This is a genomic window from Streptomyces sp. NPDC102278, from assembly GCF_044766345.1.
Classification (GTDB): Bacteria; Actinomycetota; Actinomycetes; order Streptomycetales; family Streptomycetaceae; genus Streptomyces.
Map to the genome: position 1 here is coordinate 85,104 of NZ_JBIWLV010000003.1, position 21,438 is coordinate 106,541.

Consider the following 21,438-nt stretch of genomic DNA (forward strand, 5'->3'; position numbering starts at 1 on the left):
GGTCCGGGAATCGCCTTGAGCACGCGAAAGGCCCCGGCCCGCTCGCGCGGGTCGGGGCCTTTCCACAGGGTGAGTGACGGGACTTGAACCCGCGGCCACCTGGACCACAACCAGGTGCTCTACCAACTGAGCTACACCCACCATGTCCGGTCGGAAAACCGACCGGCCGAAGAAAAGCGTACAGGGTCCGGGAGGGTGCTCGCTCCCCCCTTTCCCCGCCGCCCGCCTCCGGAGAGTGCTACGCGCCGCCCACCACGTGCCTGGCCGCGATGGTGCGGGCCGTGTCCGAGTCGGGTCCGGGCTGCGGCACGAAGACCGCCTCCCGGTAGTAGCGCAGCTCGGCGATGGACTCCTTGATGTCCGCGAGCGCCCGGTGGTTCCCGTTCTTCGGCGGGCTGTTGAAGTACGCCCGCGGGTACCAGCGGCGGGCCAGTTCCTTGACCGAGGACACGTCCACGATCCGGTAGTGCATGTAGCTCTCCAGCGCGGCCATGTCGCGCAGCAGGAAGCCGCGGTCGGTACCGACCGAGTTCCCGCAGAGCGGAGCCTTGCGGGGCTCCTTGACGTGTTCCCGTACGTACGCCAGGACCTGCGCCTCGGCGTCCGCGAGCGTGGTCCCGCCGGCCAGCTCGTCGAGCAGGCCGGACGAGGTGTGCATCTCGCGCACCACGTCGGGCATGGTCTCCAGGGAAGCGTCCGGCGGGCGGATCACGATGTCCACGCCTTCGCCGAGCACGTTGAGCTCCGAGTCGGTGACCAGTGCGGCCACCTCGATAAGTGCGTCGTCCGTCAACGAGAGCCCGGTCATCTCGCAGTCGATCCACACCATGCGATCGTTCATGCGCCCACCTTATGCGGTCTTCGCCGGATCGGACCGGGCCCGTACGCGCCCGAAGGCCCCTCTCGTCGGGGACGGCCGACGGGAGGGACCTTCGGGGTTCGGGCGGGCAGGACTACGCGTGCTCGCGCAGCACCCGGTTCGGCGCGTACAGCTCCGTCACCGACGGACCGGCCGCGGCCAGGGCCGCCGCCGTCCGCTGGGGCTGCGGAGTGCGCTGGTGCGGGAGCGGACCGTCCGAGATCTGCGTCACCTGCGACACGTCGGCCTGCGGCCTGCGTGCCCGGTAGGCGGACCGGTAGGCGGCCGGGGAGGACCCCAGCTGCCGGCGGAAGTGACCGCGCAGCGCGACGGGCGAACGGAACCCGCAGCGCCCGGCGACCTCGTCGACCGAATAGTCGGAGGTCTCCAGCAGCCGCTGTGCCTGGAGCACCCGCTGGGTGATCAGCCACTGGAGCGGAGCGCTGCCGGTGAGCGAGCGGAACCGCCGGTCGAAGGTGCGCCTGCTCATGTAGGCGCGGGCGGCCAGCGTCTCCACGTCGAACTGCTCGTGGAGGTGTTCCAGCGCCCAGGCGACGACCTCGGCGAGCGGGTCGGCGCCGATCTCCTCCGGAAGCGACCGGTCGAGATAGCGTTCCTGGCCACCCGTGCGACGCGGCGGCACGACGAGCCGGCGGGCCAGGGCCCCGGCCGCCTCGCTGCCGTGGTCCGTGCGCACGATGTGCAGGCACAGGTCGATTCCGGCCGCGGTGCCCGCGGACGTCAGCACGTCGCCGTCGTCGACGAACAGCTCGCGCGGGTCGACGTGGACGGACGGGTACCGCTTGGCCAGCGTCGGCGCGTACATCCAGTGCGTCGTCGCGGGTCGGCCGTCCAGCAGACCGGCGGCGGCGAGCACGAAGGCCCCCGTGCACAGTCCGACGATCCGGGCACCTTCCTCGTGCGCCAGACGCAGTGCGTCGAGCGCCTCCGGCGGCGGCGGTGAGGTGATGGAGCGCCAGGCCGGAACGACGACCGTGCCTGCCCGGGCGATCGCCTCCAACCCGTACGGCGCGGTCAGTTCGAGTCCGCCGGTGGTCCGCAGCGGACCGTCCTCACCGGCGCACACGAGCAGTCGATAGCGTGGAACTCCCGCGTCCTGCCGGTCGATGCCGAACACGGAGAGTGGAATGGAACTCTCGAAGATCGGGCCGCCGCTGAACAGCAGCACGGCGACGATCTCTCTGCGGCGACGCCCCGCGAGCTTCCGGCCCGCGTCCGCGACGACGGCGGTGGAATCCTGGCTCATGGCACTAAGCCCCCCTTGGGTGTCGCGACTCCTTGGTCTGGTCGCACCTGCACGTTTCCCCTCGGCCTTGCACGTGGATCCCCCGCCGTAAATACATGATCGAATCTACTGCGTCCCGTGGTGTCGGCGTGACAAGTTCAGCACGCAGCGCTATGTCGACTTGGCAACTTGGCGAAAAGCATTCGATCACCAAGGGTTCCACTCCGCTACCCGTGCGGGAAGCGCAGAGTCCGGCCATGGCCAGTACCCATGGGGTCGCGAGTCCCCCGGGGCTCTGTCGTCGCTGGTGATGGGGGGGTTGGGGGGACATTCCGGCAAGGGGGGCGACCTGCCGGGAAGTTGGCTGAAAACAGGCGGGTGTGTACGTGCGAATCGGTCAGTCGATGGGGGAGACGTCCGCGGAACCGTGGCAGCCGCGGTGCGAACCGGCCCCGCCGCGCGAGTGCCGGCCGCGAGGGGCGGGCGGGAACGGATCCTCGGCGGGCACCGGGGTCGCGGACCGCTCCGCCTTCTCGGAGTGACGCAGCAGCACCCGGCAGGCGGCGGTGACGGCGGCGAGCCCCAGGGTCGCGACGGCCGCCCCGCCGAAGGAGGTTCCGTAGACGACCAGGACCACGGGCACGAGCAGGCAGCTGAAGGCGGCCCAGCGCACCACGTCACCCGCGGGGTCGTCGTGCGGGGGGCGGGCGCGACGCACGGAAGAGTGAAGAGGAGCGGGCGCGAAACGCGCGGTCGCGTCGCCGGCGCGGGCGCCGGAATGGACGCCGGAGTGCAGGGGCGCGGGGGGTTGGACGGAACGCGTCGGCGGAGCGGGCTGGACGGGATGAACCGGATGGCCGGGCACGGCGTACTCCCTGCGGGGCTCTTCCTGGACGGTCGGACGTCTGTCCAACGGTGCGCGGCGCGGCTCGGTCACTGCGCGCACGGGTGGTGCCCGCCCCGCTCGTCACTGGCTGTAGGGGCCAGCCGCCATTGCCATTGCGCCGCCGCTCCGGCATGCTCCCTGGGACGCTCTCCAAGGGCGGCATGCCCTGTGCAGGACAGGAGTGTCGCCGTACCCTGGAGGGGATGGGCTTGGGAAGATGCTTCCCGGACAGAGCCCCGTCACACTGCGTCGCCGATACCGCCCCTGTCGCTTCCCCCGAGGACCCTTCGCCGAGACACCATGGCCGGTCACGAATTCTCCGAACCCGCGGACCGCAAGCGCAAACCCCTCGCCGACTCCGCGTCGGCCGACCTGCGCGCGGTGGAACAGACGCGCCTTCCCTGCGACCCGGCCTTCCGGCACGGCGTCGTGGTGGGCTTCGACGGCTCCACCTCCAGCGAGCGGGCCCTCGCGTACGCCATCGGGATGGCCCGCCGCTCCGGCTCCGGTCTGATCATCGTGCACGTCGCCAACCGGCTGCCCACCACGGTGTGGGCCGGTTGCGAGCCCCCCGTCTTCGTCGACGTCCCCGACCACCGCACCGAGGTGCTGGGGCTGGAGCTGGCGTGCGCGGACTACCTTTCCGAGGTGCCCTGGATCCTGGTCGAGCGGGGCGGGGACATCTGCCACGAGCTGGAGGAGGTCGGCCGGGAGTACTCGGCGGACGCCATCGTGGTCGGCTCCACGCACGGGATCGTGGGTCGGATCTTCGGTTCGGTCGCGGGCCGGCTGGCCAAACGGGCGCAGCGACCGGTCGTTGTGATTCCGTGAAGCCTCCCGGCCCTGTGGGGGACGGGATACCCGGCTCACGCCGCTCGGTCGTCCGGCGGACGGCCAGGGACCATGCGATCGGTGCCGGCCGGGTCGAAACCTGCCCGGACGAGCACGACGCGTGCCGAGTTCTTGTCCCTGGCAGATGAGGCTCCGGACGCGGTGCACGTGTATGTACGTTCAGACAGGGGCAGTGCGTGCTCGGCTCTCGCGCCGCATCGTCCGCAGTCCGTGGTGGTGTACGCGGGGTGCACGAGCCGCAGGTCGCGTCCGTGCTTGCGCGCCATGTTGATCAATTCACGTTTGGCGGTCGAGATCGCCGCATCGGCCACCTCGCGGGCCACGGTGGACCTGGCGCACTTGCGAGCGGTGTCCTGTCGCTGCCGGGCGATCTTCTCCGATCGATTCTTCGTTGCGTGGCAGTGTTTCCGGTTCGGCCGGGACGACGAAGGAGGCGTACCAGTGACCGAGGCTGTCCTGATGGACGCGGACGCTGGATGGATCGGCCTTCAGCGCACGTGACCGCACCACCGTGAGGGTGATTCCCTTGGCCAGGTGCAGACGGCCGGCATCCCGGCCCGCCGACGCATCGGCAGCCGCGCCACGATGTCCTTCACGGCCTGGGTGCGGGCCTTCGCTGCTCGTGACTGTGCGACGCATTCGTTCCACACCCATCGGCAGCGATCCCACTCGACCAACGGGGCCACATGGGCGGTGGACGACAGGCGAAGGCGGAAGGCCTGTCGGGCGTACCCGACGTCCTCCGCTTCCTGAAGAGCCGTCATGGCCCGATTGTTGTCGACCAGTTGGGCCGTCAGGGCTGAAATCCGGACAGAAACTGCGAGTGATCTCGCGATGTAAAGGGTAGATAAATGCTGCTGGGACGCAGCAAACAACTGCAGATCGAAGGGAGCCCGCCGTGGACAACGGTGTCTCTGCGGGAAGCACTGCCTCTACTTCGACCCTCGGGCACATTGCCCTGGGTCTCACCCTTCTCGCGTTCGGTATCGGCCACACCGGCATCATCGACGGCGTGAGCGCCGCGAACTCCGTGTCGCTCGCCACCTACGTCGGCGGTCTCGCCCTGTTCGTCCTCGGGATCCTCGAATTCCGCGGCGGCAACGGCTTCAACGGCACCGCGTTCGCGGGACTCGGCGCCTTCTGGTTCACCTGGGCCGCGGGAGCCGACGGAAAGGTTTCGGCGGATGCGGCCGGAGCGTTCCTCGTCCTGTTCGCCCTGCTCGGCCTGAGCCTCACGGTGGGGGCGGCGAGCGGACTGTTCGGCCAGGGCGTGTACGCCCTGTTCACCCTCTCCCTGCTGCTCCTCGCGGTGGGTGCCTTCGCCGACAGCGGCATGCTCGCCAAGATCGCGGGCTGGGTGGCGGCGGTCGCCGGGCTGCTGGCCTGGTACGGGGCCACGGCCGCGCTGGCGCACTGGCCGGTGGCGCTCGGCAGCAGGGCTCGCGGGGACGCGGTCCCCGCGAGCTGAGCCGCACGAGGGAGCCGTGGGGTACGCGGAAGGCCCCCGGGGGACGTGATCCCCCGGGGGCCTTCCGTGCGCTCCGCCGTCCGACCTACTCGACGGTGACCGACTTGGCCAGGTTGCGCGGCTTGTCGATGTCCCGGCCCAGGGCCAGGGCGGTGTGGTACGCCAGCAGCTGGAGCGGGATGCCCATCAGGATCGGGTCGAGCTCGTCCTCGTTCTTGGGCACGAGGATCGTGTGGTCGGCCTTCTCCTGCTCGCGGTGGGCGACCGCGAGGATGCGTCCGCTGCGGGCCTTGATCTCCTCCAGCGCCGCGCGGTTCTTCTCCAGCAGGTCGTCGTCCGGGACGATCGCGACCGTCGGCATCGCCGGCTCGATGAGCGCGAGCGGGCCGTGCTTGAGCTCGGAGGCCGGGTAGGCCTCGGCGTGGATGTAGGAGATCTCCTTGAGCTTCAGGGAGGCCTCCAGGGCCACCGGGTAACCGCGCACCCGGCCGATGAACATCATCGACTTGGCGTCGGCGTACTCGGCCGCCAGCTTCTTGATGTCCTCCTCGCCTTCGAGGATCTCCTGGATCTGCGCGGGCAGCTTGCGCAGGCCCTCGATGATCCGCTTGCCGTCGGTGACCGAGAGGTCCCGGATCCGGCCGAGGTGCACGGCGAGCAGCGCGAACGCCACGACCGTGTTGGTGAAGCACTTGGTGGAGACGACGCAGACCTCGGGGCCGGCGTGCACGTACACGCCGCCGTCGGCCTCGCGGGCGATGGCGGAGCCGACCACGTTGACGACGCCGAGGACGCGGGCGCCCTTGCGCTTGAGCTCCTGGACGGCCGCGAGGACGTCGTAGGTCTCGCCGGACTGGGAGACCGCGATGTAGAGGGTGTCGGGGTCCACGACCGGGTTGCGGTAGCGGAACTCGGAGGCCGGCTCGGCGTCGGCGGGGATGCGGGCCAGGCCCTCGATGAGGCCGGCGCCGATCAGACCCGCGTGGTACGAGGTGCCGCAGCCCAGGATCTTGACCCGGCGGATGCCGCGCGCCTCGCGCGGGTCCAGGTTCAGGCCGCCCAGGTGCACGGTGTTGAAGCGGTCGTCGATCCGGCCGCGCAGGACGCGGTCGACCGCGTCGGACTGCTCGGAGATCTCCTTGTGCATGTACGTGTCGTGACCGCCCATGTCGTACGAGGCGGCCTCCCACTCCACGGTCTCGGGCGTGGCGGTGGTCGTCGTGCCGGAGGTGGTGTAGGTGCGGAAGTCGTCGGCCTTCAGGGTGGCCATCTCGCCGTCGTCGAGGGTGACGATCTGGCGGGTGTGGGCGACCAGCGCGGCGACGTCCGAGGCGACGAACATCTCCTTCTCGCCGATGCCGAGGACCACCGGGGAGCCGTTGCGGGCCACGACGATGCGGTCCGGGAAGTCGGCGTGCATGACGGCGATGCCGTACGTGCCCTCGATGACCTTGACGGCCTCGCGGACCTTCTCCTCCAGGGTGTCGGCCGTGGAGCGGGCGACGAGGTGCACGATGACCTCGGTGTCGGTCTCCGAGAGGAAGACGACGCCCTCGGACTCCAGCTTGGCGCGCAGCTCGGAGGCGTTGTCCACGATGCCGTTGTGGACGACCGCGACCTGGTTGTCGGCGTCCAGGTGCGGGTGGGAGTTGATGTCGCTCGGGGCGCCGTGGGTGGCCCAGCGGGTGTGGGCGATGCCGGTGGTGCCGGCGAAGCGCTTGGGAACCCGGGACTCCAGCTCCCGGACGCGACCCTTGGCCTTGACGACCTTCAGGGCCGCGGACTTCGGGCTGTTGACGACGATGCCGGCGGAGTCGTAACCCCGGTACTCCAGCCGCTGGAGGCCTTCCAGCAGCAGCGGTGCCACGTCGCGCTTGCCGATGTAACCCACGATTCCGCACATACGGTCTTGCCCCTCCTGAAGTCCTGAACGAGTGCTCCGGTCGCCTCCGCGCGTCCGTCCGCGCGGTCACCGGTCAGCCGTAGACGATGCGGCGCAGTTGCCGGAGCGAGAGCTCCGGCGGCGCCACGGCGCGGTGCGGCAGTTCGGCCGCGATCCGCTCGAAGATCTCCGTGTTGACCGCGCCACCGGACTGCAGTTCACGGTGGCGGCGGCGGACGAATTCCTCCGTCGTCTCGTCGAAGTAGGCGAGCACGTCGAGTACCACCCGGGCCGCCTCGCCCCGTTGGAGCGAGGTGCTGCGCACCAGGTGGTCGACGAGATCGTCATGCGACGGGCGGCGGTCGAGCACCCGTAGATACTGGCGGGATGTGAGCTGGAATGCAAAGATCCTGCCCGAATTCGGGCAGGATCTTGCTGGTCTGGACCAGGAGAATGGGTAATTCCGGTCCCGGTCGGTCAGAAACGGCGCAAAATCGCCGCTTTCGTCACCGCGAACTCCTCGGCGGTGAGGACGTCCGACCGGTGCAGCTCCCCGAGCTCGCGCAGTCGACGCAACAGGGCGTCGTGGTCGGCCCCGTCCGCGGCCGGCGAGGCGGGGGCCGGGGCCGCGGCCGGGAGCGGGGCCGGTGCCGGAACCGGTGCCGGAACCGGGACGGGCGCCGCGGCCGGGTGGGGCATGCGGGCCGTCACGGCCGCCGCGACCAGCGCGGTCACCAGCTCCTTGCGGCCCATGCCGAACAGTTCCAGCGCGTACGGGTCGTACTTGGGGGACGGCGGCGCCTGGGCCCCCGCCAGGGTGAACCGCAACACGCCGTTGGAGAGCCCCCGGGACGGGTTCCACTCCACCGCCCGGACGTCGGCGACCCGGAACTGCCGGGCACCCGCGGACTGCTTGGCCTCCTCCGTCGCCCAGTTCCAGTCCAGGGTGATCCGGTCGCCGTCGAAGGACACCGTGCCGTCGCCCGCGCTCGCGGTGATCGGCACCGACGGGCCCGGCAGCAGGTAGCGGTCGCAGGGGCCGGGATCCACCTGGTCCAGCAGCAGCGCGTTGCGGATCTCGTCGACGAAGTACTCCGCCACTCCGGTGCGGTCCGACTCCACGGTCAGTCTGTAGGGGTCCGAGGCCTCGGGCAGCCGGCCACCCGTCACCTGGATCAGGGGATCGGCGCCGTCGCGCGGCCGCAGCCGCAACCGGCCCGACTTGCGGCCCGGTTCGTACGAGACGCCGGCGATCGCGCCCAGCGGCACGACCAGCTCACCGAGCGCCTGCCGCAACGGTCCGACCTCTTTGTCGCGACCCGGCACGATGCGCACCGCGTCCCCGTCGAAGGTCCACGTGCCGTCCTTCTGGATGATTTCCGCCATCCCGCGATTCTCGCATCGGCGTGTCGCGCTCCATTGGCCTATACCTGAGGTCATGAGAGTCCTCCGACGCACGCTCGGCATCCTCCTCGTCCTCGGCGCGGCGGCCGTGTCCTGCACCGCCGCCCACGGTGACGACTCGCGGCCCGGGGGCGTGCGCGCCGTCACGGTCGGCCCCTACGAACGACTGCTGCCCGCGCCCGTGTCCGCGCGGGCCGGGGGCGCCGGGTACGCGTTCGGCGCGGGCACGGTGATCCGTACCGCGCCGGGCTCCGACGAGGAGGTGCGGCGGGTCGGGGAACTGCTCGCCGAGCAACTGCGCGGGGCCGCCGGCCTGCCGCTGCCGGTGGTGGTCGGGGCGGAGGGCGACGGGATCCGGCTGAGGCTGGACCGGGGAGCCGGCGGGCTCGGCGAGGAGGGCTACCGGCTGGAGGCCGGCCCGACCGGGGTCACGCTCACCGCGCGCACCGCGGAGGGGCTGTTCCACGCGGGGCAGACCCTGCGGCAGCTGGTGCCGGCGCGGGGCGCGGGCACGGTGCCGGGCGGGCGGGTGCAGGACACGCCCCGGTTCGCGTACCGGGGCGCCATGATCGACATCGCCCGCCACTTCTTCACGGTGGAGCAGGTGCGGCGGTACGTGGACCAGCTCGCCCAGTACAAGGTCAACACCCTGCACCTGCACCTGACCGACGACCAGGGCTGGCGGCTCGCGAGCGACACCTGGCCGCGACTCGCGGAGCACGGCGGCGCCGGCGAGGTCGGCGGCGGGCCGGGCGGCCACTGGACGAAGGACGAGTACCGGGGCCTGGTCGCGTACGCGGCCCGGCGGTACGTGGACGTGGTCCCCGAGATCGACATGCCCGGACACGTCAACGCGGCTCAGGCCGCCTATGCCGAGTTGAACTGCGACGGAAAGGCGCGCGAGCGCTACACCGGGACCAAGGTGGGCTTCAGCTCCCTGTGCGTGGGCAGCGAGCGGACGTACGAGTTCATCGACGAGGTGCTCGGCGAGCTCGCGGAGATGACCCCGGGCAGGTACCTGCACATCGGCGGGGACGAGGCGCACTCGACGCCGGCGGCGGACTACGCGGCCTTCATGGACCGGGCGCAGGCCGTCGTCGGCACGTACGGCAAGACGGTGGTGGCCTGGCACCAGCTGGCCTCGGCGCGCCCGGCGGCGGGCGCGGTGCTCCAGTACTGGGGACACGACCGGACGTCGGCGGCCGAGAAGGCGGGCGTGGCGGCGGCGGCGAAGGCGGGCCACCCGGTGATCCTGTCCCCGGCCGACCGGCTCTACCTGGACATGAAGTACGACAAGACGACGAAGCCGGGGTTGGCGTGGGCCGGGTACGTGCCGACCCGGCGGGCCTACTCCTGGGACCCGGGCACCTACCTGCCCGGGGTCCCCGAGTCGGCGGTGCTGGGCGTGGAGGCGCCGCTGTGGACCGAGACGATCGCCACGCGACAGGACTGGGAGTACATGGCCTTCCCGAGGGTGCTGGGGCTGGCCGAGCTGGGCTGGTCGCCGGCGGCCGCACTGGACTGGGACCGCTACCGCGAGCGGCTGGCGGCCCAGGGCCCGCGACTGGAAGCGCAGGGCATCGCCTACTTCCGGGCGCCGGACGTCCCCTGGTCACAGCCCCTGTCGTAGGGGCGTCGTCGCCGGGGTTTCACAGGTGGGCCGTGGCGTCCTCGACGGGGGCCGGCCCGCGCCGGCCTCGGCGAGCAGCTCTTCCTCGCTCGCGCCGAGGCGCCAGTAGCCGACGAAGCGCACCGCGCGCCGATCGACGGAGCGTTCCCGCACGAGGTGGCGCCGCACCGCGCGGATCGCGCCGGCCTTTCCCGCGATCCAGGCGTACGGGGCCCGCGCGGCGGGCAGTTCGGCCGCGCGGATCACGTCCACGCCGGCCCGAGCAGGTGGGTCCCTCTCGGGAGTGCGGTCGGCGCCGGTCGGTGGCGCCCGGGGTCAGCTGACCTTCTTGGCGCCCTGGATGGACTTCGCCAGGTCTTCGAGCAGCTGGGCGCACTTCTCGTAGGAGTAGATCGGCTCGGTCACGCGCGGGGTGATCTGACCGGCCTTGACGGCGGGCATCTCGGCCCAGGTCGGCCGGGCCGCCAGGTCCTTCGGCTGAAGGGTGCCGGTGCGGTTGTCGAGCAGGATGACGTCGGCCTTGTACTTGCCGGCGTTCTCCCAGCTGAGGCTCTCGAAGAAGCCGCCCTCGTCCAGCTTCTCCGGGGTGACGAACTCGACGCCGAGGGACTGGAAGTACTTCAGGTCGGCGGAGGTCTTCGGGGTGGAGACGTAGAACAGGTCGGCGGCGCCGGAACCGACGAGCACCTTGATGCCCGGGTTCGCCTTGGTGGCCTCGCGGACCTTGGCGGCGGCGGCCTCGAAGCGGGCCTTGGCGTCCACGGCCTTCTTGGCGTTCATGTCGGCGCCGAGGGACTTGGCGAGGTCCGCGGTGCGGGCCAGGGCCTGGTCCATGGCGACATCGCCGCCGACCTTGATCGCGGCGGCCGGGGCCAGCTTGAGGATCTTGTCCTTGGAGGCCTCGGGGACGTACCAGTACGAGCCGTCCCAGCTGTTGGTGACCAGCAGGTCGGGCTGGAGGGAGGCGTACTTCTCGACGTTGAACTCGTCGTAGACGTTGCCGAGGATCGCGACCTTGGATATGTCCATCGAGCCGGCCTGCACGTCGGGCTTGCCGTCTGCGGTCTTGGTCGGGCCGAAGACGCCCTTGACGTTCACGCCGTAGTCGTACAGCGCGGCGGCCGTGCCGGTGAAGGCGACGACGTTCTTCGGGGTGGACTTCGCGGAGACGTTCTTGCCGAGGTCGTCCTTGAAGGTCCAGGGACCCGAGGCCGCGGCGGCGTTGTCCGCGTCGCCGGTCCCGTCCTTCGCCTTGTCGGCGCCGCCGCAGGCGGAGAGCGCCGCGACGAGGCCGAGGGCGCCGCCGGCCGCGATGAGACCGCGGCGGGTGAGGAGGGAGGATCGGGACTTGGGCATGTCGATGTCCGCTTTCGTGCGTGCCGGCCGGCCACGGGGCCGTTCGGAGGGAAGGTTAGCCTAACCTTTGCTGAAAGCGGTAAGGGGGCCCTGGTCTCCCCGGGCCCCCTCGCTGCGAGCTGCCGCTCGGCCGACCTCCCGGTCGGCGACCGGTCAGCCGGCGAAGCCCAGTTCGCGGGCGATCAGCATGCGCTGCACCTCGCTGGTGCCCTCACCGATCTCGAGGATCTTCGAGTCCCGCCACATGCGGGCCACCGGGTACTCGTTCATGAACCCGTAGCCGCCGTGGATCTGGGTGGCCTCACGGGCGTTGTCGACGGCGACCGTGGAGGAGTACAGCTTCGCGATCGCCGCCTCCTTCTTGAACGGCTCGCCGGCCACCAGCCGCGAGGCCGCGTCCCGCCAGCCGACACGCGCCATGTGGGCGCGCATCTCCATGTCCGCGAGCTTGAACTGGATGGCCTGGTTGTCGCCGATGGGACGGCCGAAGGCCTTGCGTTCCTTGGCGTACTTCACCGACTCGTCGACACAGCCCTGGGCCAGGCCCGTGGCGAGCGCGGAGATGGCGATCCGGCCCTCGTCGAGGATCCGCAGGAACTGGGCGTAACCGCGGCCCTCCTGGCCGACCAGGTTGGCCAGGGGCACCCGCACGTCCTGGAACGACAGCTCACGGGTGTCCGAGGAGTTCCAGCCGACCTTGGAGTACGGGGCCGCCACCGTGAACCCGGGCGTGCCCGACGGCACGATGATGGAGGAGATCTCGGGCCGGCCGTCCGCCTTGCGCCCGGTCACCGCCGTGACCGTGACCAGCCCGGTGATGTCCGTGCCGGAGTTGGTGATGAAGCACTTCGAGCCGTTGATCACCCACTCGTCACCGTCCTTGACGGCGCTCGTGCGGGTGCCGCCCGCGTCCGAGCCGCCGTCCGGCTCGGTCAGACCGAAGGCGCCCAGCACCTCGCCGGAGCACATCCTCGGCAGCCACTCCCGCTTCTGCTCCTCGGTGCCGAACAGGTGGATCGGCATGGCGCCGAGCGAGACCCCGGCCTCCAGGGTGATGGCGACCGAGGAGTCGACGCGGGCCAACTCCTCCAGGGCGATGCCGAGGGCGAGGTAGTCGCCGCCCATGCCGCCGTACTCCTCCGGGAAGGGCAGGCCGAACAGGCCCATGCGGCCCATCTCGCGGACGATCTCGTACGGGAACTCGTGCCGCTCGTACAGGTCGCCGATCTTGGGGGCGACGACGTCGTGCGCGAAGGCCTCGACGGTGCGGCGGAGTTCCTCGTGCTCGGGGGTGAGCCGGTGGTCGAGGGACATGTCTTCGTTACTCCTTGTGGGAGAGGGCGCGGACGGTACGGGAGGGGCTGGGGCGCCCCAACCGCTCGGCCATCCACACGCTCGTGGCGGTGAGGGCGGCCAGGTCGACCCCGGTCTCGATGCCGAGGCCGTCGAGCATCCACACGAGGTCCTCGGTGGCCAGGTTGCCGGTGGCGCTCTTCGCGTACGGACAGCCGCCGAGGCCGCCGGCGGAGGCGTCGACCGTGGTCACGCCGTGCCGGAGCGCGGCGAGGGTGTTGGAGAGGGCCTGGCCGTAGGTGTCGTGGAAGTGCACACCGATCCGGCCGACCTCCACGCCCTCCCCGTCGAGCCCGTCGAGGAGGGCCCGGACGTGCCCCGGGGTGGCGACGCCGATGGTGTCGCCGAGGCTCAGTTCGTCGCAGCCGAGGTCCAGCAGCGCCTTGGCCACGGAGACCACCTGCGGGACGGGGACGGCCCCCTCCCAGGGGTCGCCGAAGCACATGGAGAGGTACCCGCGCACGTGCGCCCCGTGCTCCTTCGCGCGGGCCACCACGGGCTCGAACATGGCCAGGGACTCGGCGACGGTCCGGTTGAGGTTGCGGGCCGCGAAGGTCTCCGTCGCGGAACCGAACACCGCGATCCGGTCGGCCCCCAGGGCGAGCGCCCGGTCCAACCCGCGCTCGTTGGGGACGAGGACGGGCAGGTCCGCGGACACGTCGCGGAGCAGCGGGAAGAGCTGCTCCGCGTCCGCGAGCTGGGGCACCCACTTGGGGTGGACGAAGCTGGTGGCCTCGATGGTGGTGAGGCCGGCCGCGGCGAGCCGGTGGACGAACTCGGCCTTCACCCCGGTCGGTACGGGCGTCTTCTCGTTCTGCAGTCCGTCGCGGGCGCCCACCTCGTGGATGCGGACGCGGGTCGGCAGCCCGGGTTCGGGGACCGTCATGGGCAGGCCGTTCACTCGGCGCCCTCCTCTTCCTCCGGGGTGACCACGGCCAGGATCTGGTCCATGGCGACGGTGGTGCCGGGGGTCACGTCGAGCTCGGTGACCGTGCCGGCGTGCGGGGCGGAGATGACGTGCTCCATCTTCATCGCCTCGACCACGAGCAGGCTCTGACCGGCCGCCACCCGGTCCCCGACGGCCACCTTGACGACGGTGACGGTGCCGGGCATCGGGGCGGCCAGCGTGCCCGCGCCGCCGTGGCCGCGGCCGGTGAGCGCCGCGGCGACGGGGTCGTGGCGCTGGAGGTGCCAGGAGTCGCCGTCGCGGCCGAGCCAGATCCCCTCGGGGGAGGCGGCGTGGCTGAAGCGGTGGGTGACGCCGTCGAGTTCCACCGTGAGCGTGTCGGGGGTCCGGGTCACGACGCGGCCGCGGACCGGTGCGCCGGAGCTGCCCGCGAGGAGCTCCGTGTCCCGCCCGGCCGGGCGGGTACGGACCTCCACCGGGTCCCGGCCCGGCAGGCGGAGGTGGTGGACCGTCCAGGCGGGGGTGCCGCCCAGGCGCCAGCCGTCGGCGGCGTCGAACGGGTCCACCCATCCGCCCGGCTCCGCCGGCGCGGCCTCCCGGGCCGACAACGCCGCCGCCGCGTACACCTCGTCCGGGATCCCCTCCGGGAGCAGGGACGCCAGATCGCGTTCGACCAGCCCGGTGTCGAGGTCGCCCGACACCACGTCGGGGTGCGCCAGCAACCGCCGCAGGAAACCGACGTTGGTCTGGACGCCCAGGATCACGGTGTCCGCCAGCGCCCCCCGCAGCACGCGCAGGGCGGTGGCCCGGTCGGGCCCGTACGCGATCACCTTCGACAGCATCGGGTCGTACGTCGAGCCGGTGTCCACCCCCGCCGCCAGCCCGGAGTCGGTGCGCACCGCTCCGGCGGACGGCTCCGACAGGGCCAACACCGTGCCGCCGGAGGGCAGGAACCCGCGCGCCGGGTCCTCCGCGCAGACGCGGGCCTCGATGGCGTGGCCGGTGAGGGTGACCCCGGACTGGTCGAATCCGAGCGGCTCGCCCGCCGCGACCCGCAGCTGCTGTTCGACCAGGTCCAGCCCGGTGATCAGCTCCGTCACCGGGTGCTCCACCTGGAGGCGGGTGTTCATCTCCATGAAGTAGTACGAGGACGGGTCGCCGCCCGGCACGATGAACTCCACGGTGCCCGCGCCGACGTACCCGCAGGAACGGGCCGCCTCCACGGCCGCCGCGCCCATCGACGCCCGCAGCTCCGGCGTCAGCAGGACCGACGGGGCCTCCTCGACGACCTTCTGGTGGCGTCGCTGGAGCGAGCACTCCCGCTCGCCCAGGTGCACCACGTTCCCGTGCGCGTCCGCCAGCACCTGGATCTCGATGTGCCGGGGCCGGTCCACCCACCGCTCGACGAGCAGGGTGTCGTCACCGAAGGAGGAGCGGGCCTCGCGGCGGGCCGCGGCGATCTCCTCGCCGAGCAGGTCCGCGTCGCGGACCAGCCGCATGCCCTTGCCGCCGCCGCCCGCGGAGGGCTTCAGCAGCACCGGCACGCCGATCTTCTCGGCGGCGGAGGTCAGTTCGGCGTCGGTGAGGCCGCTGCCCGAGGAGCCCGGGACGACGGGCACGCCCGCCTCCTTCACCGTCTCCTTCGCCCGGATCTTGTCGCCCATCAGGGAGATCGCGCTCGCCGGCGGCCCGATGAAGGCCAGTCCGGCGTCGGCGCAGGCGGCCGCGAAGGCGGCGTTCTCCGCGAGGAAGCCGTAGCCGGGGTGGACGGCCTCGGCGCCGGTGCGGCGGGCCGCGTCCAGCAGCCGCTCCACCGACAGGTAGCTCTCCGCGGCTGCCGCCGGGCCGATCCGGACGGCCGTGTCGGCCTCCCGTACGTGGCGGGCGTCCGCGTCCGCGTCGCTGAAGACGGCCACGGAGCGGATGCCGAGCTGCCGCAGCGTGCGGATGACCCGTACCGCGATCTCGCCCCGGTTCGCGACCAGAACAGTGCTGAACATCGAAGAGGTCCTCACGTCACATGCGGAAGATGCCGAAAGCGGAGTCGCCCAAGGGGGCGTTCGCGCACGCGGTCAGGGCCAGTCCCAGCACCTGCCGGGTCTCCATGGGGTCGATGACCCCGTCGTCCCAGAGGCGGGCGGTGGCGTAGTAGGCGTTGCCCTGTTCCTCGTACTGCGCGCGGACCGGGGCCTTGAAGGCCTCCTCGTCCTCGGCCGGCCATTCCTGGCCCGCGCCCTCGATCTGGTCGCGCTTGACGGTGGCCAGCACGGAGGCCGCCTGTTCGCCGCCCATCACCGAGATCTTCGCGTTGGGCCACATCCACAGGAAGCGGGGCGAGTAGGCCCGGCCGCACATCGAGTAGTTGCCCGCGCCGTAGGAACCGCCGACGACCACCGTCAGCTTCGGGACCCGGGTGCACGCCACGGCCGTCACCATCTTGGCGCCGTGCTTGGCGATGCCGCCGGCCTCGTAGTCGCGGCCGACCATGAACCCGGAGATGTTCTGGAGGAAGAGGAGCGGGATCCCGCGCTGGTCGCACAGCTCGATGAAGTGCGCGCCCTTCTGGGCGGACTCGGAGAAGAGGATGCCGTTGTTGGCGATGATGCCGACCGGGTGTCCGTGGATCCGGGCGAAACCGGTGACCAGCGTCTGCCCGAACTCCGCCTTGAACTCCTGGAAGCGGGACCCGTCCACGATCCGGGCGATGACCTCGCGGGCGTCGTAGGGGGTGCGGGAGTCGACCGGCACCGCGCCGTACAGGCCGTACGGGTCCACCTTCGGCTCCTCGGGAGCCTCCACCGACCAGGGCAGCGCCGCGCGCTCGGGCAGCGTCGCCACGATGTTGCGTACGATCCGCAGCGCGTGCGCGTCGTCCTCCGCGAGGTGGTCGGTCACACCCGACACCCGGGAGTGGACCTCGCCGCCGCCGAGCTCCTCGGCCGTGACCACCTCGCCGGTCGCGGCCTTCACCAGCGGCGGGCCGCCGAGGAAGATCGTGCCCTGGCCGCGCACGATGACGGCCTCGTCGCTCATCGCCGGGACGTACGCCCCGCCGGCGGTGCAGGAGCCGAGCACGGCCGCGATCTGCGGGATGCCGGCGCCGGACATGCGGGCCTGGTTGTAGAAGATGCGGCCGAAGTGCTCCCGGTCGGGGAAGACCTCGTCCTGCATCGGGAGGAAGGCGCCGCCGGAGTCGACCAGGTAGAGGCAGGGGAGACGATTCTCCAGTGCCACCTCCTGGGCGCGCAGGTGCTTCTTGACGGTCATCGGGTAGTAGGTGCCGCCCTTGACGGTGGCGTCGTTCGCGACGATGACGCACTCGCGGCCGCTGACCCGGCCGATGCCCGCGATGACCCCGGCGGCCGGGGCCGCGCCCCCGTACATGCCCTCGGCGGCCAGCGGGGCCAGCTCCAGGAAGGGCGATCCGGGATCGAGGAGGGCGTCCACGCGGTCGCGGGGAAGCAGCTTCCCGCGGGCGGTGTGGCGGGCGCGGGCCCGCTCCCCGCCGCCCAGGCGGGCCGCCTCCAGCCGGGCGCGCAGGCCCTCGGCGAGTTCGCGGTGGGCGGCCTCGTTGGTCCGCCAGGCCTCGGACGCCGGGTCCGCGGCGCTCGTCAGCACTGGTGCCTGCTGCATCGGTCGAGCTCCCTTGCTCGGTGCACGCGGTTAATGGTCGTTAACGCGTATGGGCCTTAGGTTAACGAGCGCTAACGGCCCTGTCTAGAATGGTTTCCCATGAGCACCAGAGCGGCCGCCCCGACCCGTCGCGAGCAGATCCTCAGTGAGGCCGCTCGTCTCTTCGCCGAGCGCGGCTTCCACGGCGTCGGGGTGGACGAGATAGGGGCCGCGGTGGGCATCAGCGGACCCGGCCTGTACCGGCACTTCGCCGGCAAGGACGCCATGCTCGCCGAACTGCTGGTCGGGATCAGCGAGCGGCTGCTCACCGGCGGCCGACGGCGCGCCGAGGAGGCGGCCGGCGACCCGGAGGCACTGCTGGCCTCCCTCGTCGAGGGCCACATCGACTTCGCGCTCGACGACCGGGCGCTGATCACCCTGCACGACCGGGAGCTGGACCGGCTGCGGGAGGCCGACCGCAAGCTCGTACGGCAGTTGCAGCGCCAGTACGTCGAGCTGTGGGTGCGGGTCGTGCGCGAACTGCACCCGGAGGTGGGGGAGGCGCAGGTACGGGTCTCCGTGCACGCGGTCTTCGGCCTGCTGAACTCCACCCCGCACCTGGCGGCCCTGGGCCGGGAGGCCACCGAGTCCTTGCTGCGGCGGCTGGCCAACGGTGCTTTCGGGGCGCTGTCGGGGTGACGCCCGGCGTCCGCGGGTCGAAATGGTTCCGGCGCGTGACGGCGCGCGACGGCAGAATGGGCCGTATGCCGAAGCCGATAGAGACGCCCGCCCAGTCCGCTCACACGCCGAGCCGCGCCGAACTCGTCGACCACCTGGTCCGCACGCGGATCGCGGGCGACGTCGCCACCCCGCGCGAGAACAACCTGTCCCACTACCGCAAGCTCGCCAACGGCGACCGCCACTACTGGCTGGGACTGGAACTCGGCGACCGCTGGGCCGACGAGCAGGACGTGCTCGCCGTGATGGCGGAACGCTGCGGAGTGGTGGACGACGCGACCCACCGCTTCGGCCAGGACACCATCGACCCCGAGCTGACGGTGGCCGCCCTGGACCGGCTCGCCGCCCGGCTGCGCAAGGCGGCGCTGGATCGGCAGAGCGTCCTGCTGGCCACCGGGCACCCCGGCGGCCTCCTGGACGTGCACCGGGCGACCGGCGAGGCCCTGCGGGCGGCCGGTTGCGAGATCGTGGTCATCCCGCGCGGGCTGGTCGCGGACGAGGGCTCCGTGTGGCAGTTCGCCAACGTGGCCGTGCTGGAGCGGGGCGCGACCCTGTGGCACACCCACTCGCCGGAGCCCATGGCCGCGATCCTGGACGGGCTGGCGGCCGAGAACCGCCCGCAGCCCGACCTGGTGCTGGCCGACCACGGCTGGGCGGGCTGCGCGGCGCAGCGCGGCCTGGACGCGGTGGGGTACGCCGACTGCAACGACCCCGCCCTGTTCCTCGCCGAGGCGGAGGGCACCCTCCAGGTGGCGATCCCGCTCGACGACCACGTCCGGGACCCGCGCCACTACGACCCGATGGTGGCCTACCTGCTGGACGCCGCGGGCCTGGCCTGAGGGTCGCGCGGGGCGGGGCGTGCGCCCCGCCCGACGGGTGCGGTCACGGGTCGGCCGCCCGGTCGGCCGCGGGCGGGGCTACTTCAGCCAGCCGGCCGTGAAGTCCTGGACGGCCGAGCCGTCGAGGTCCGCGAGCTTGAGGGCGACGAAGTCCCGCGCCCAGTCGGAGGTCTGCACCCGGAACGGCATCCGCTCCGCGGTCAGCGCCTCGATGACGGGCGCGGCCGCCTCGGCCGAGGTCTGGGCGTGGTCGTAGGCCTGCGAGGTGCGCCCGAGGTAGGCCCGCAGCGCCGGGGCGTACGGACCGGCCTCGGTGAGCAGGGTCGGTACGTCGATCCCGATGGTGGCGACGAACTCGCTGGTGACGGCGCCCGGTTCGACGACGGCCACCTGTACTCCGGTGGTGGCGACGACCGGGGCGAGCGACTCCATGAAGCCCTCGACGGCGAACTTGGCCGCGCAGTAGGCCTCGTTGAACGGCTGGCCGATCATGCCGCCGACGCTCGTCACCGTGATGACCCGCCCGCCGGAGGCGCGCAGGTGGGGGAGCGCGGCCCGGGTGACCTCGACGACGCCGAAGTAGTTGACTTCCATCGCGGCCCGGACCGGTTCCATGCCGTGCTGTTCGATCGTGCCGACGAACCCGGCGCCCGCGTTGTTCACGACCGCGTCGAGTCGTCCGTGTTCGGCGACGACCTCCGCCACGCAGCGGGCCACGGACGCGGCGTCCGTCACGTCGAGCGGCTTGACCTGGATCAGCTCGGCGACGCCGGCTTCGGCGGCCGCCTCCCGCAGGGCGTCGGCGCGGCCGGGGTCGCGCATGGTGGCGACGGTGTGCAGGCCCGCGCGGGCGGCGGCGACCGCCACGGCCAGGCCGATGCCGGTGGAGGTGCCGGTGACGAGGACGACCTTGGGGTCGGCGGGGGTGGGGGTGGCGGACATGGGGGCTCCTGAGGATCGATGCATTCCTGTGCGTGCACACACACATTAACCATGTGTGCGTGTGCACGCAATTAGGTAGGCTCCTCGTCATGGCGCACAACGAGCTCTCCATGGGCGGACTCAGCCCCCGCGACCACGCCTTCTACGGCCTGGTCTGGGCCGGCACCACGCTCACCGCCCGGGTCGACCAGGCCCTGACCCGACGCCACGACCTGCCGCTCTCGTGGTTCGAGGTGATGCTGTGGCTGCACGCCCAGCAGGAGCCGGTCGCCTCCTCCGAACTGGGGGCCCGGACCCTGCTCAGCCGCAGCCAGGTCTCCCGCGTCGCCGACTCGCTCCAGGCGCGCGGCCTCGTCGAGCGGATACCCTCCCCGACCGACGCGCGCTCCGTGCGGATCGGCCTGACCGAAGCGGGCCGGCGCGCCTTCCGGGAGGCCGACGCCACCCGCCGCGAGGCCCTCGCCGAGGTCTTCGACGACCGGCTCGACGACGCGGACATCGCCGCCCTCGGGGCGATCTGGGCCAAGCTCAAGGCGTAGGCCGTCGCACGCCGTCAACGGCGAGCGGGCGACCGGGCGTTGTCAGTGCCGGCGCCTACGGTCGCCCCATGACGAAGACGCCGAACCCGCTGTCCGTGCTGTCCACCGACCCCCAAGGCGGTTCCCTGGGGCTCGGGTTGCCGCCCGGCGCGCTGATCGACGGGCCCGGCCGGCGGTTCGCGCGCCGGTCGCCGCTGGTGTGGGTGTCCGACGAGCCGGTGGGCCCCGGCGCGCTCGCCGCCCACCGCGGCCCGGCCCGGGCGGCCGGCCTCCAGGCGGTGCTGTTCCAGGATCGGAGCGGCCTGGAGAACTGGTGGACCCGCGGCGAGCTGCGGCCCCGCGAGATGTCCGACCCCGACGACCACCACGTCGAACCGGTCCTGCGCGCGTACTGGGCCGGGGTGGTGCCCGATCCCGAGGAGGGCGCCGAGGGCGCGGAGCTGATCGCGCCCTTCGGCCGGGAGTGGCCGGGACTCGCCGAGCCCGGGGTCCCGGACGGGGATCCGGAGGAACAGGCCGTCGCGCGGGCCGACGAGCTGATCCGGGAGGGCGTCCTGCCGAGCCCCCGACTGGCCCTGATACCCGCGGCCCGGGGAGCGGACGCGCCCACCGCGATGGGGTGGCGCGGCCCCCTGAACCACGAGAACGACACGGCGCTCGTCAGCACCGTCCTGCGCTCCTGGGAGGACCGCTACGGCGCCCGAGTCCTCGCCCTCGGCTTCGACGAACTCCACCTGTCGGTGGCCGCCCCGCCCGCGACGCGGGCCGCCGCGCTCCCCGTCGCCGCCGAGCACTTCGCCTTCTGCCCCGACAACGTCTGGCAGGGCTCCGGCAGCGTGCACGCCTACGCGGACGAGGCCGTCGTCGGCGCCCGGACCTGGGGATTCTGGTGGGACTGAGGGGCGTCCGGCCGGCCGCGGCCGCA

20 protein-coding genes, 1 tRNA gene and 1 pseudogene are annotated in these 21,438 nt (G+C 72.1%); 7 read left to right on the forward strand and 15 right to left on the reverse strand.

Annotation, left to right across the window (positions count from 1 at the left end; genetic code table 11):
- Window positions 1–68: 68 nt before the first annotated feature.
- The 4 genes from ACIRO3_RS09470 to ACIRO3_RS09485 form a co-directional block, all read right to left on the reverse strand.
- A tRNA-His gene (locus ACIRO3_RS09470) sits at window positions 69–141 on the reverse strand.
- 97 nt (window positions 142–238) lie between these two features.
- Entirely contained in the window at window positions 239–841 is a 603-nt protein-coding gene (orn, locus tag ACIRO3_RS09475; protein ID WP_053674688.1) for an oligoribonuclease, read from the reverse strand.
- 112 nt (window positions 842–953) lie between these two features.
- Window positions 954–2,126, reverse strand: a complete 1,173-nt coding sequence (locus ACIRO3_RS09480) for a helix-turn-helix domain-containing protein (protein WP_361771616.1) — start codon at window positions 2,124–2,126, stop codon at window positions 954–956.
- A 376-nt stretch (window positions 2,127–2,502) separates the two neighbouring features.
- Entirely contained in the window at window positions 2,503–2,823 is a 321-nt protein-coding gene (locus tag ACIRO3_RS09485) for a hypothetical protein (RefSeq protein ID WP_404134329.1), read from the reverse strand.
- Between the two features lie 468 nt (window positions 2,824–3,291).
- On the opposite strand from ACIRO3_RS09485, the gene ACIRO3_RS09490 reads away from it, so the two are divergent.
- Entirely contained in the window at window positions 3,292–3,822 is a 531-nt protein-coding gene (locus tag ACIRO3_RS09490) for a universal stress protein (RefSeq protein WP_361771614.1), read from the forward strand.
- 22 nt (window positions 3,823–3,844) lie between these two features.
- Here the strand turns inward: ACIRO3_RS09490 and ACIRO3_RS09495 are convergent.
- Window positions 3,845–4,607: pseudogene (locus ACIRO3_RS09495) on the reverse strand (zinc ribbon domain-containing protein); the annotation flags it as partial.
- Between the two features lie 134 nt (window positions 4,608–4,741).
- On the opposite strand from ACIRO3_RS09495, the gene ACIRO3_RS09500 reads away from it, so the two are divergent.
- Window positions 4,742–5,311: an acetate uptake transporter gene (locus ACIRO3_RS09500; protein WP_361771613.1), complete on the forward strand. Its 570-nt coding sequence runs from the start codon at window positions 4,742–4,744 to the stop codon at window positions 5,309–5,311.
- Window positions 5,312–5,396: 85 nt separating this feature from the next.
- On the opposite strand, the gene glmS is transcribed toward ACIRO3_RS09500, so the two are convergent.
- The 3 genes from glmS to ACIRO3_RS09515 form a co-directional block, all read right to left on the reverse strand.
- Window positions 5,397–7,214, reverse strand: a complete 1,818-nt coding sequence (gene glmS, locus ACIRO3_RS09505) for a glutamine--fructose-6-phosphate transaminase (isomerizing) (RefSeq protein WP_267799508.1) — start codon at window positions 7,212–7,214, stop codon at window positions 5,397–5,399.
- Window positions 7,215–7,287: 73 nt separating this feature from the next.
- Window positions 7,288–7,563 (reverse strand): hypothetical protein, encoded by a 276-nt coding sequence (locus ACIRO3_RS09510; RefSeq protein WP_053674701.1) that lies wholly within the window; start codon window positions 7,561–7,563, stop codon window positions 7,288–7,290.
- A gap of 107 nt (window positions 7,564–7,670) precedes the next feature.
- Window positions 7,671–8,579 carry a DUF4429 domain-containing protein gene (locus ACIRO3_RS09515; RefSeq protein WP_404134333.1) on the reverse strand — a complete coding sequence of 303 codons (909 nt, stop codon included), beginning with the start codon at window positions 8,577–8,579 and terminating at the stop codon, window positions 7,671–7,673.
- Between the two features lie 52 nt (window positions 8,580–8,631).
- On the opposite strand from ACIRO3_RS09515, the gene ACIRO3_RS09520 reads away from it, so the two are divergent.
- Entirely contained in the window at window positions 8,632–10,227 is a 1,596-nt protein-coding gene (locus ACIRO3_RS09520; protein WP_404134336.1) for a beta-N-acetylhexosaminidase, read from the forward strand.
- Here ACIRO3_RS09520 and ACIRO3_RS09525 read toward each other — a convergent pair.
- From ACIRO3_RS09525 to ACIRO3_RS09550, 6 genes are all read right to left on the reverse strand, one after another.
- Entirely contained in the window at window positions 10,210–10,479 is a 270-nt protein-coding gene (locus tag ACIRO3_RS09525; RefSeq protein WP_404134339.1) for an SIP domain-containing protein, read from the reverse strand. The two genes, ACIRO3_RS09520 and ACIRO3_RS09525, sit on opposite strands and share 18 nt — an antisense overlap.
- A gap of 63 nt (window positions 10,480–10,542) precedes the next feature.
- Window positions 10,543–11,583 carry an ABC transporter substrate-binding protein gene (locus ACIRO3_RS09530; protein WP_365997767.1) on the reverse strand — a complete coding sequence of 347 codons (1,041 nt, stop codon included), beginning with the start codon at window positions 11,581–11,583 and terminating at the stop codon, window positions 10,543–10,545.
- A 153-nt stretch (window positions 11,584–11,736) separates the two neighbouring features.
- Entirely contained in the window at window positions 11,737–12,897 is a 1,161-nt protein-coding gene (locus tag ACIRO3_RS09535; protein ID WP_361771609.1) for an acyl-CoA dehydrogenase family protein, read from the reverse strand.
- A gap of 7 nt (window positions 12,898–12,904) precedes the next feature.
- Window positions 12,905–13,822 carry a hydroxymethylglutaryl-CoA lyase gene (locus ACIRO3_RS09540; protein ID WP_404135285.1) on the reverse strand — a complete coding sequence of 306 codons (918 nt, stop codon included), beginning with the start codon at window positions 13,820–13,822 and terminating at the stop codon, window positions 12,905–12,907.
- A gap of 11 nt (window positions 13,823–13,833) precedes the next feature.
- Complete coding sequence (locus tag ACIRO3_RS09545) at window positions 13,834–15,843, reverse strand: biotin carboxylase N-terminal domain-containing protein (RefSeq protein ID WP_404134344.1); 2,010 nt, start codon at window positions 15,841–15,843, stop codon at window positions 13,834–13,836.
- 16 nt (window positions 15,844–15,859) lie between these two features.
- Entirely contained in the window at window positions 15,860–17,476 is a 1,617-nt protein-coding gene (locus tag ACIRO3_RS09550; RefSeq protein ID WP_361771607.1) for a carboxyl transferase domain-containing protein, read from the reverse strand.
- A 99-nt stretch (window positions 17,477–17,575) separates the two neighbouring features.
- Between ACIRO3_RS09550 and ACIRO3_RS09555 the strand changes: the two genes are divergently transcribed.
- The gene (locus ACIRO3_RS09555; RefSeq protein WP_361771606.1) at window positions 17,576–18,154 is read left to right on the forward strand and encodes a TetR/AcrR family transcriptional regulator; all 579 of its coding nucleotides are present in this window, start codon (window positions 17,576–17,578) and stop codon (window positions 18,152–18,154) included.
- A 56-nt stretch (window positions 18,155–18,210) separates the two neighbouring features.
- Entirely contained in the window at window positions 18,211–19,032 is an 822-nt protein-coding gene (locus tag ACIRO3_RS09560; RefSeq protein ID WP_361771736.1) for a phosphatase, read from the forward strand.
- A gap of 78 nt (window positions 19,033–19,110) precedes the next feature.
- On the opposite strand, the gene ACIRO3_RS09565 is transcribed toward ACIRO3_RS09560, so the two are convergent.
- Window positions 19,111–19,974: an SDR family NAD(P)-dependent oxidoreductase gene (locus ACIRO3_RS09565; RefSeq protein WP_404134348.1), complete on the reverse strand. Its 864-nt coding sequence runs from the start codon at window positions 19,972–19,974 to the stop codon at window positions 19,111–19,113.
- Between the two features lie 89 nt (window positions 19,975–20,063).
- On the opposite strand from ACIRO3_RS09565, the gene ACIRO3_RS09570 reads away from it, so the two are divergent.
- On the forward strand, window positions 20,064–20,513 hold the full coding sequence (locus ACIRO3_RS09570; protein WP_404134351.1) for a MarR family winged helix-turn-helix transcriptional regulator: 450 nt from the start codon (window positions 20,064–20,066) through the stop codon (window positions 20,511–20,513).
- 68 nt (window positions 20,514–20,581) lie between these two features.
- On the forward strand, window positions 20,582–21,412 hold the full coding sequence (locus ACIRO3_RS09575; protein WP_404134354.1) for a DUF4253 domain-containing protein: 831 nt from the start codon (window positions 20,582–20,584) through the stop codon (window positions 21,410–21,412).
- Window positions 21,413–21,438 lie beyond the last annotated feature (26 nt).

Excerpts from the sequence above, each read along its gene's own strand:
- ACIRO3_RS09560 (WP_361771736.1), top strand. The coding sequence starts at position 18,211 with ATGGGCCGTATGCCGAAGCCGATAGAGACGCCCGCCCAGTCCGCTCAC.
- ACIRO3_RS09565 (WP_404134348.1), bottom strand. The coding sequence starts at position 19,974 with ATGTCCGCCACCCCCACCCCCGCCGACCCCAAGGTCGTCCTCGTCACC.
- ACIRO3_RS09480 (WP_361771616.1), bottom strand. The coding sequence starts at position 2,126 with ATGAGCCAGGATTCCACCGCCGTCGTCGCGGACGCGGGCCGGAAGCTC.
- ACIRO3_RS09535 (WP_361771609.1), bottom strand. The coding sequence starts at position 12,897 with ATGTCCCTCGACCACCGGCTCACCCCCGAGCACGAGGAACTCCGCCGC.
- ACIRO3_RS09520 (WP_404134336.1), top strand. The coding sequence starts at position 8,632 with ATGAGAGTCCTCCGACGCACGCTCGGCATCCTCCTCGTCCTCGGCGCG.
- ACIRO3_RS09515 (WP_404134333.1), bottom strand. The coding sequence starts at position 8,579 with ATGGCGGAAATCATCCAGAAGGACGGCACGTGGACCTTCGACGGGGAC.
- ACIRO3_RS09545 (WP_404134344.1), bottom strand. The coding sequence starts at position 15,843 with ATGTTCAGCACTGTTCTGGTCGCGAACCGGGGCGAGATCGCGGTACGG.
- ACIRO3_RS09575 (WP_404134354.1), top strand. The coding sequence starts at position 20,582 with ATGACGAAGACGCCGAACCCGCTGTCCGTGCTGTCCACCGACCCCCAA.
- glmS (WP_267799508.1), bottom strand. The coding sequence starts at position 7,214 with ATGTGCGGAATCGTGGGTTACATCGGCAAGCGCGACGTGGCACCGCTG.
- orn (WP_053674688.1), bottom strand. The coding sequence starts at position 841 with ATGAACGATCGCATGGTGTGGATCGACTGCGAGATGACCGGGCTCTCG.
- ACIRO3_RS09490 (WP_361771614.1), top strand. The coding sequence starts at position 3,292 with ATGGCCGGTCACGAATTCTCCGAACCCGCGGACCGCAAGCGCAAACCC.
- ACIRO3_RS09570 (WP_404134351.1), top strand. The coding sequence starts at position 20,064 with ATGGCGCACAACGAGCTCTCCATGGGCGGACTCAGCCCCCGCGACCAC.
- ACIRO3_RS09550 (WP_361771607.1), bottom strand. The coding sequence starts at position 17,476 with ATGCAGCAGGCACCAGTGCTGACGAGCGCCGCGGACCCGGCGTCCGAG.
- ACIRO3_RS09530 (WP_365997767.1), bottom strand. The coding sequence starts at position 11,583 with ATGCCCAAGTCCCGATCCTCCCTCCTCACCCGCCGCGGTCTCATCGCG.
- ACIRO3_RS09540 (WP_404135285.1), bottom strand. The coding sequence starts at position 13,822 with ATGACGGTCCCCGAACCCGGGCTGCCGACCCGCGTCCGCATCCACGAG.
- ACIRO3_RS09555 (WP_361771606.1), top strand. The coding sequence starts at position 17,576 with ATGAGCACCAGAGCGGCCGCCCCGACCCGTCGCGAGCAGATCCTCAGT.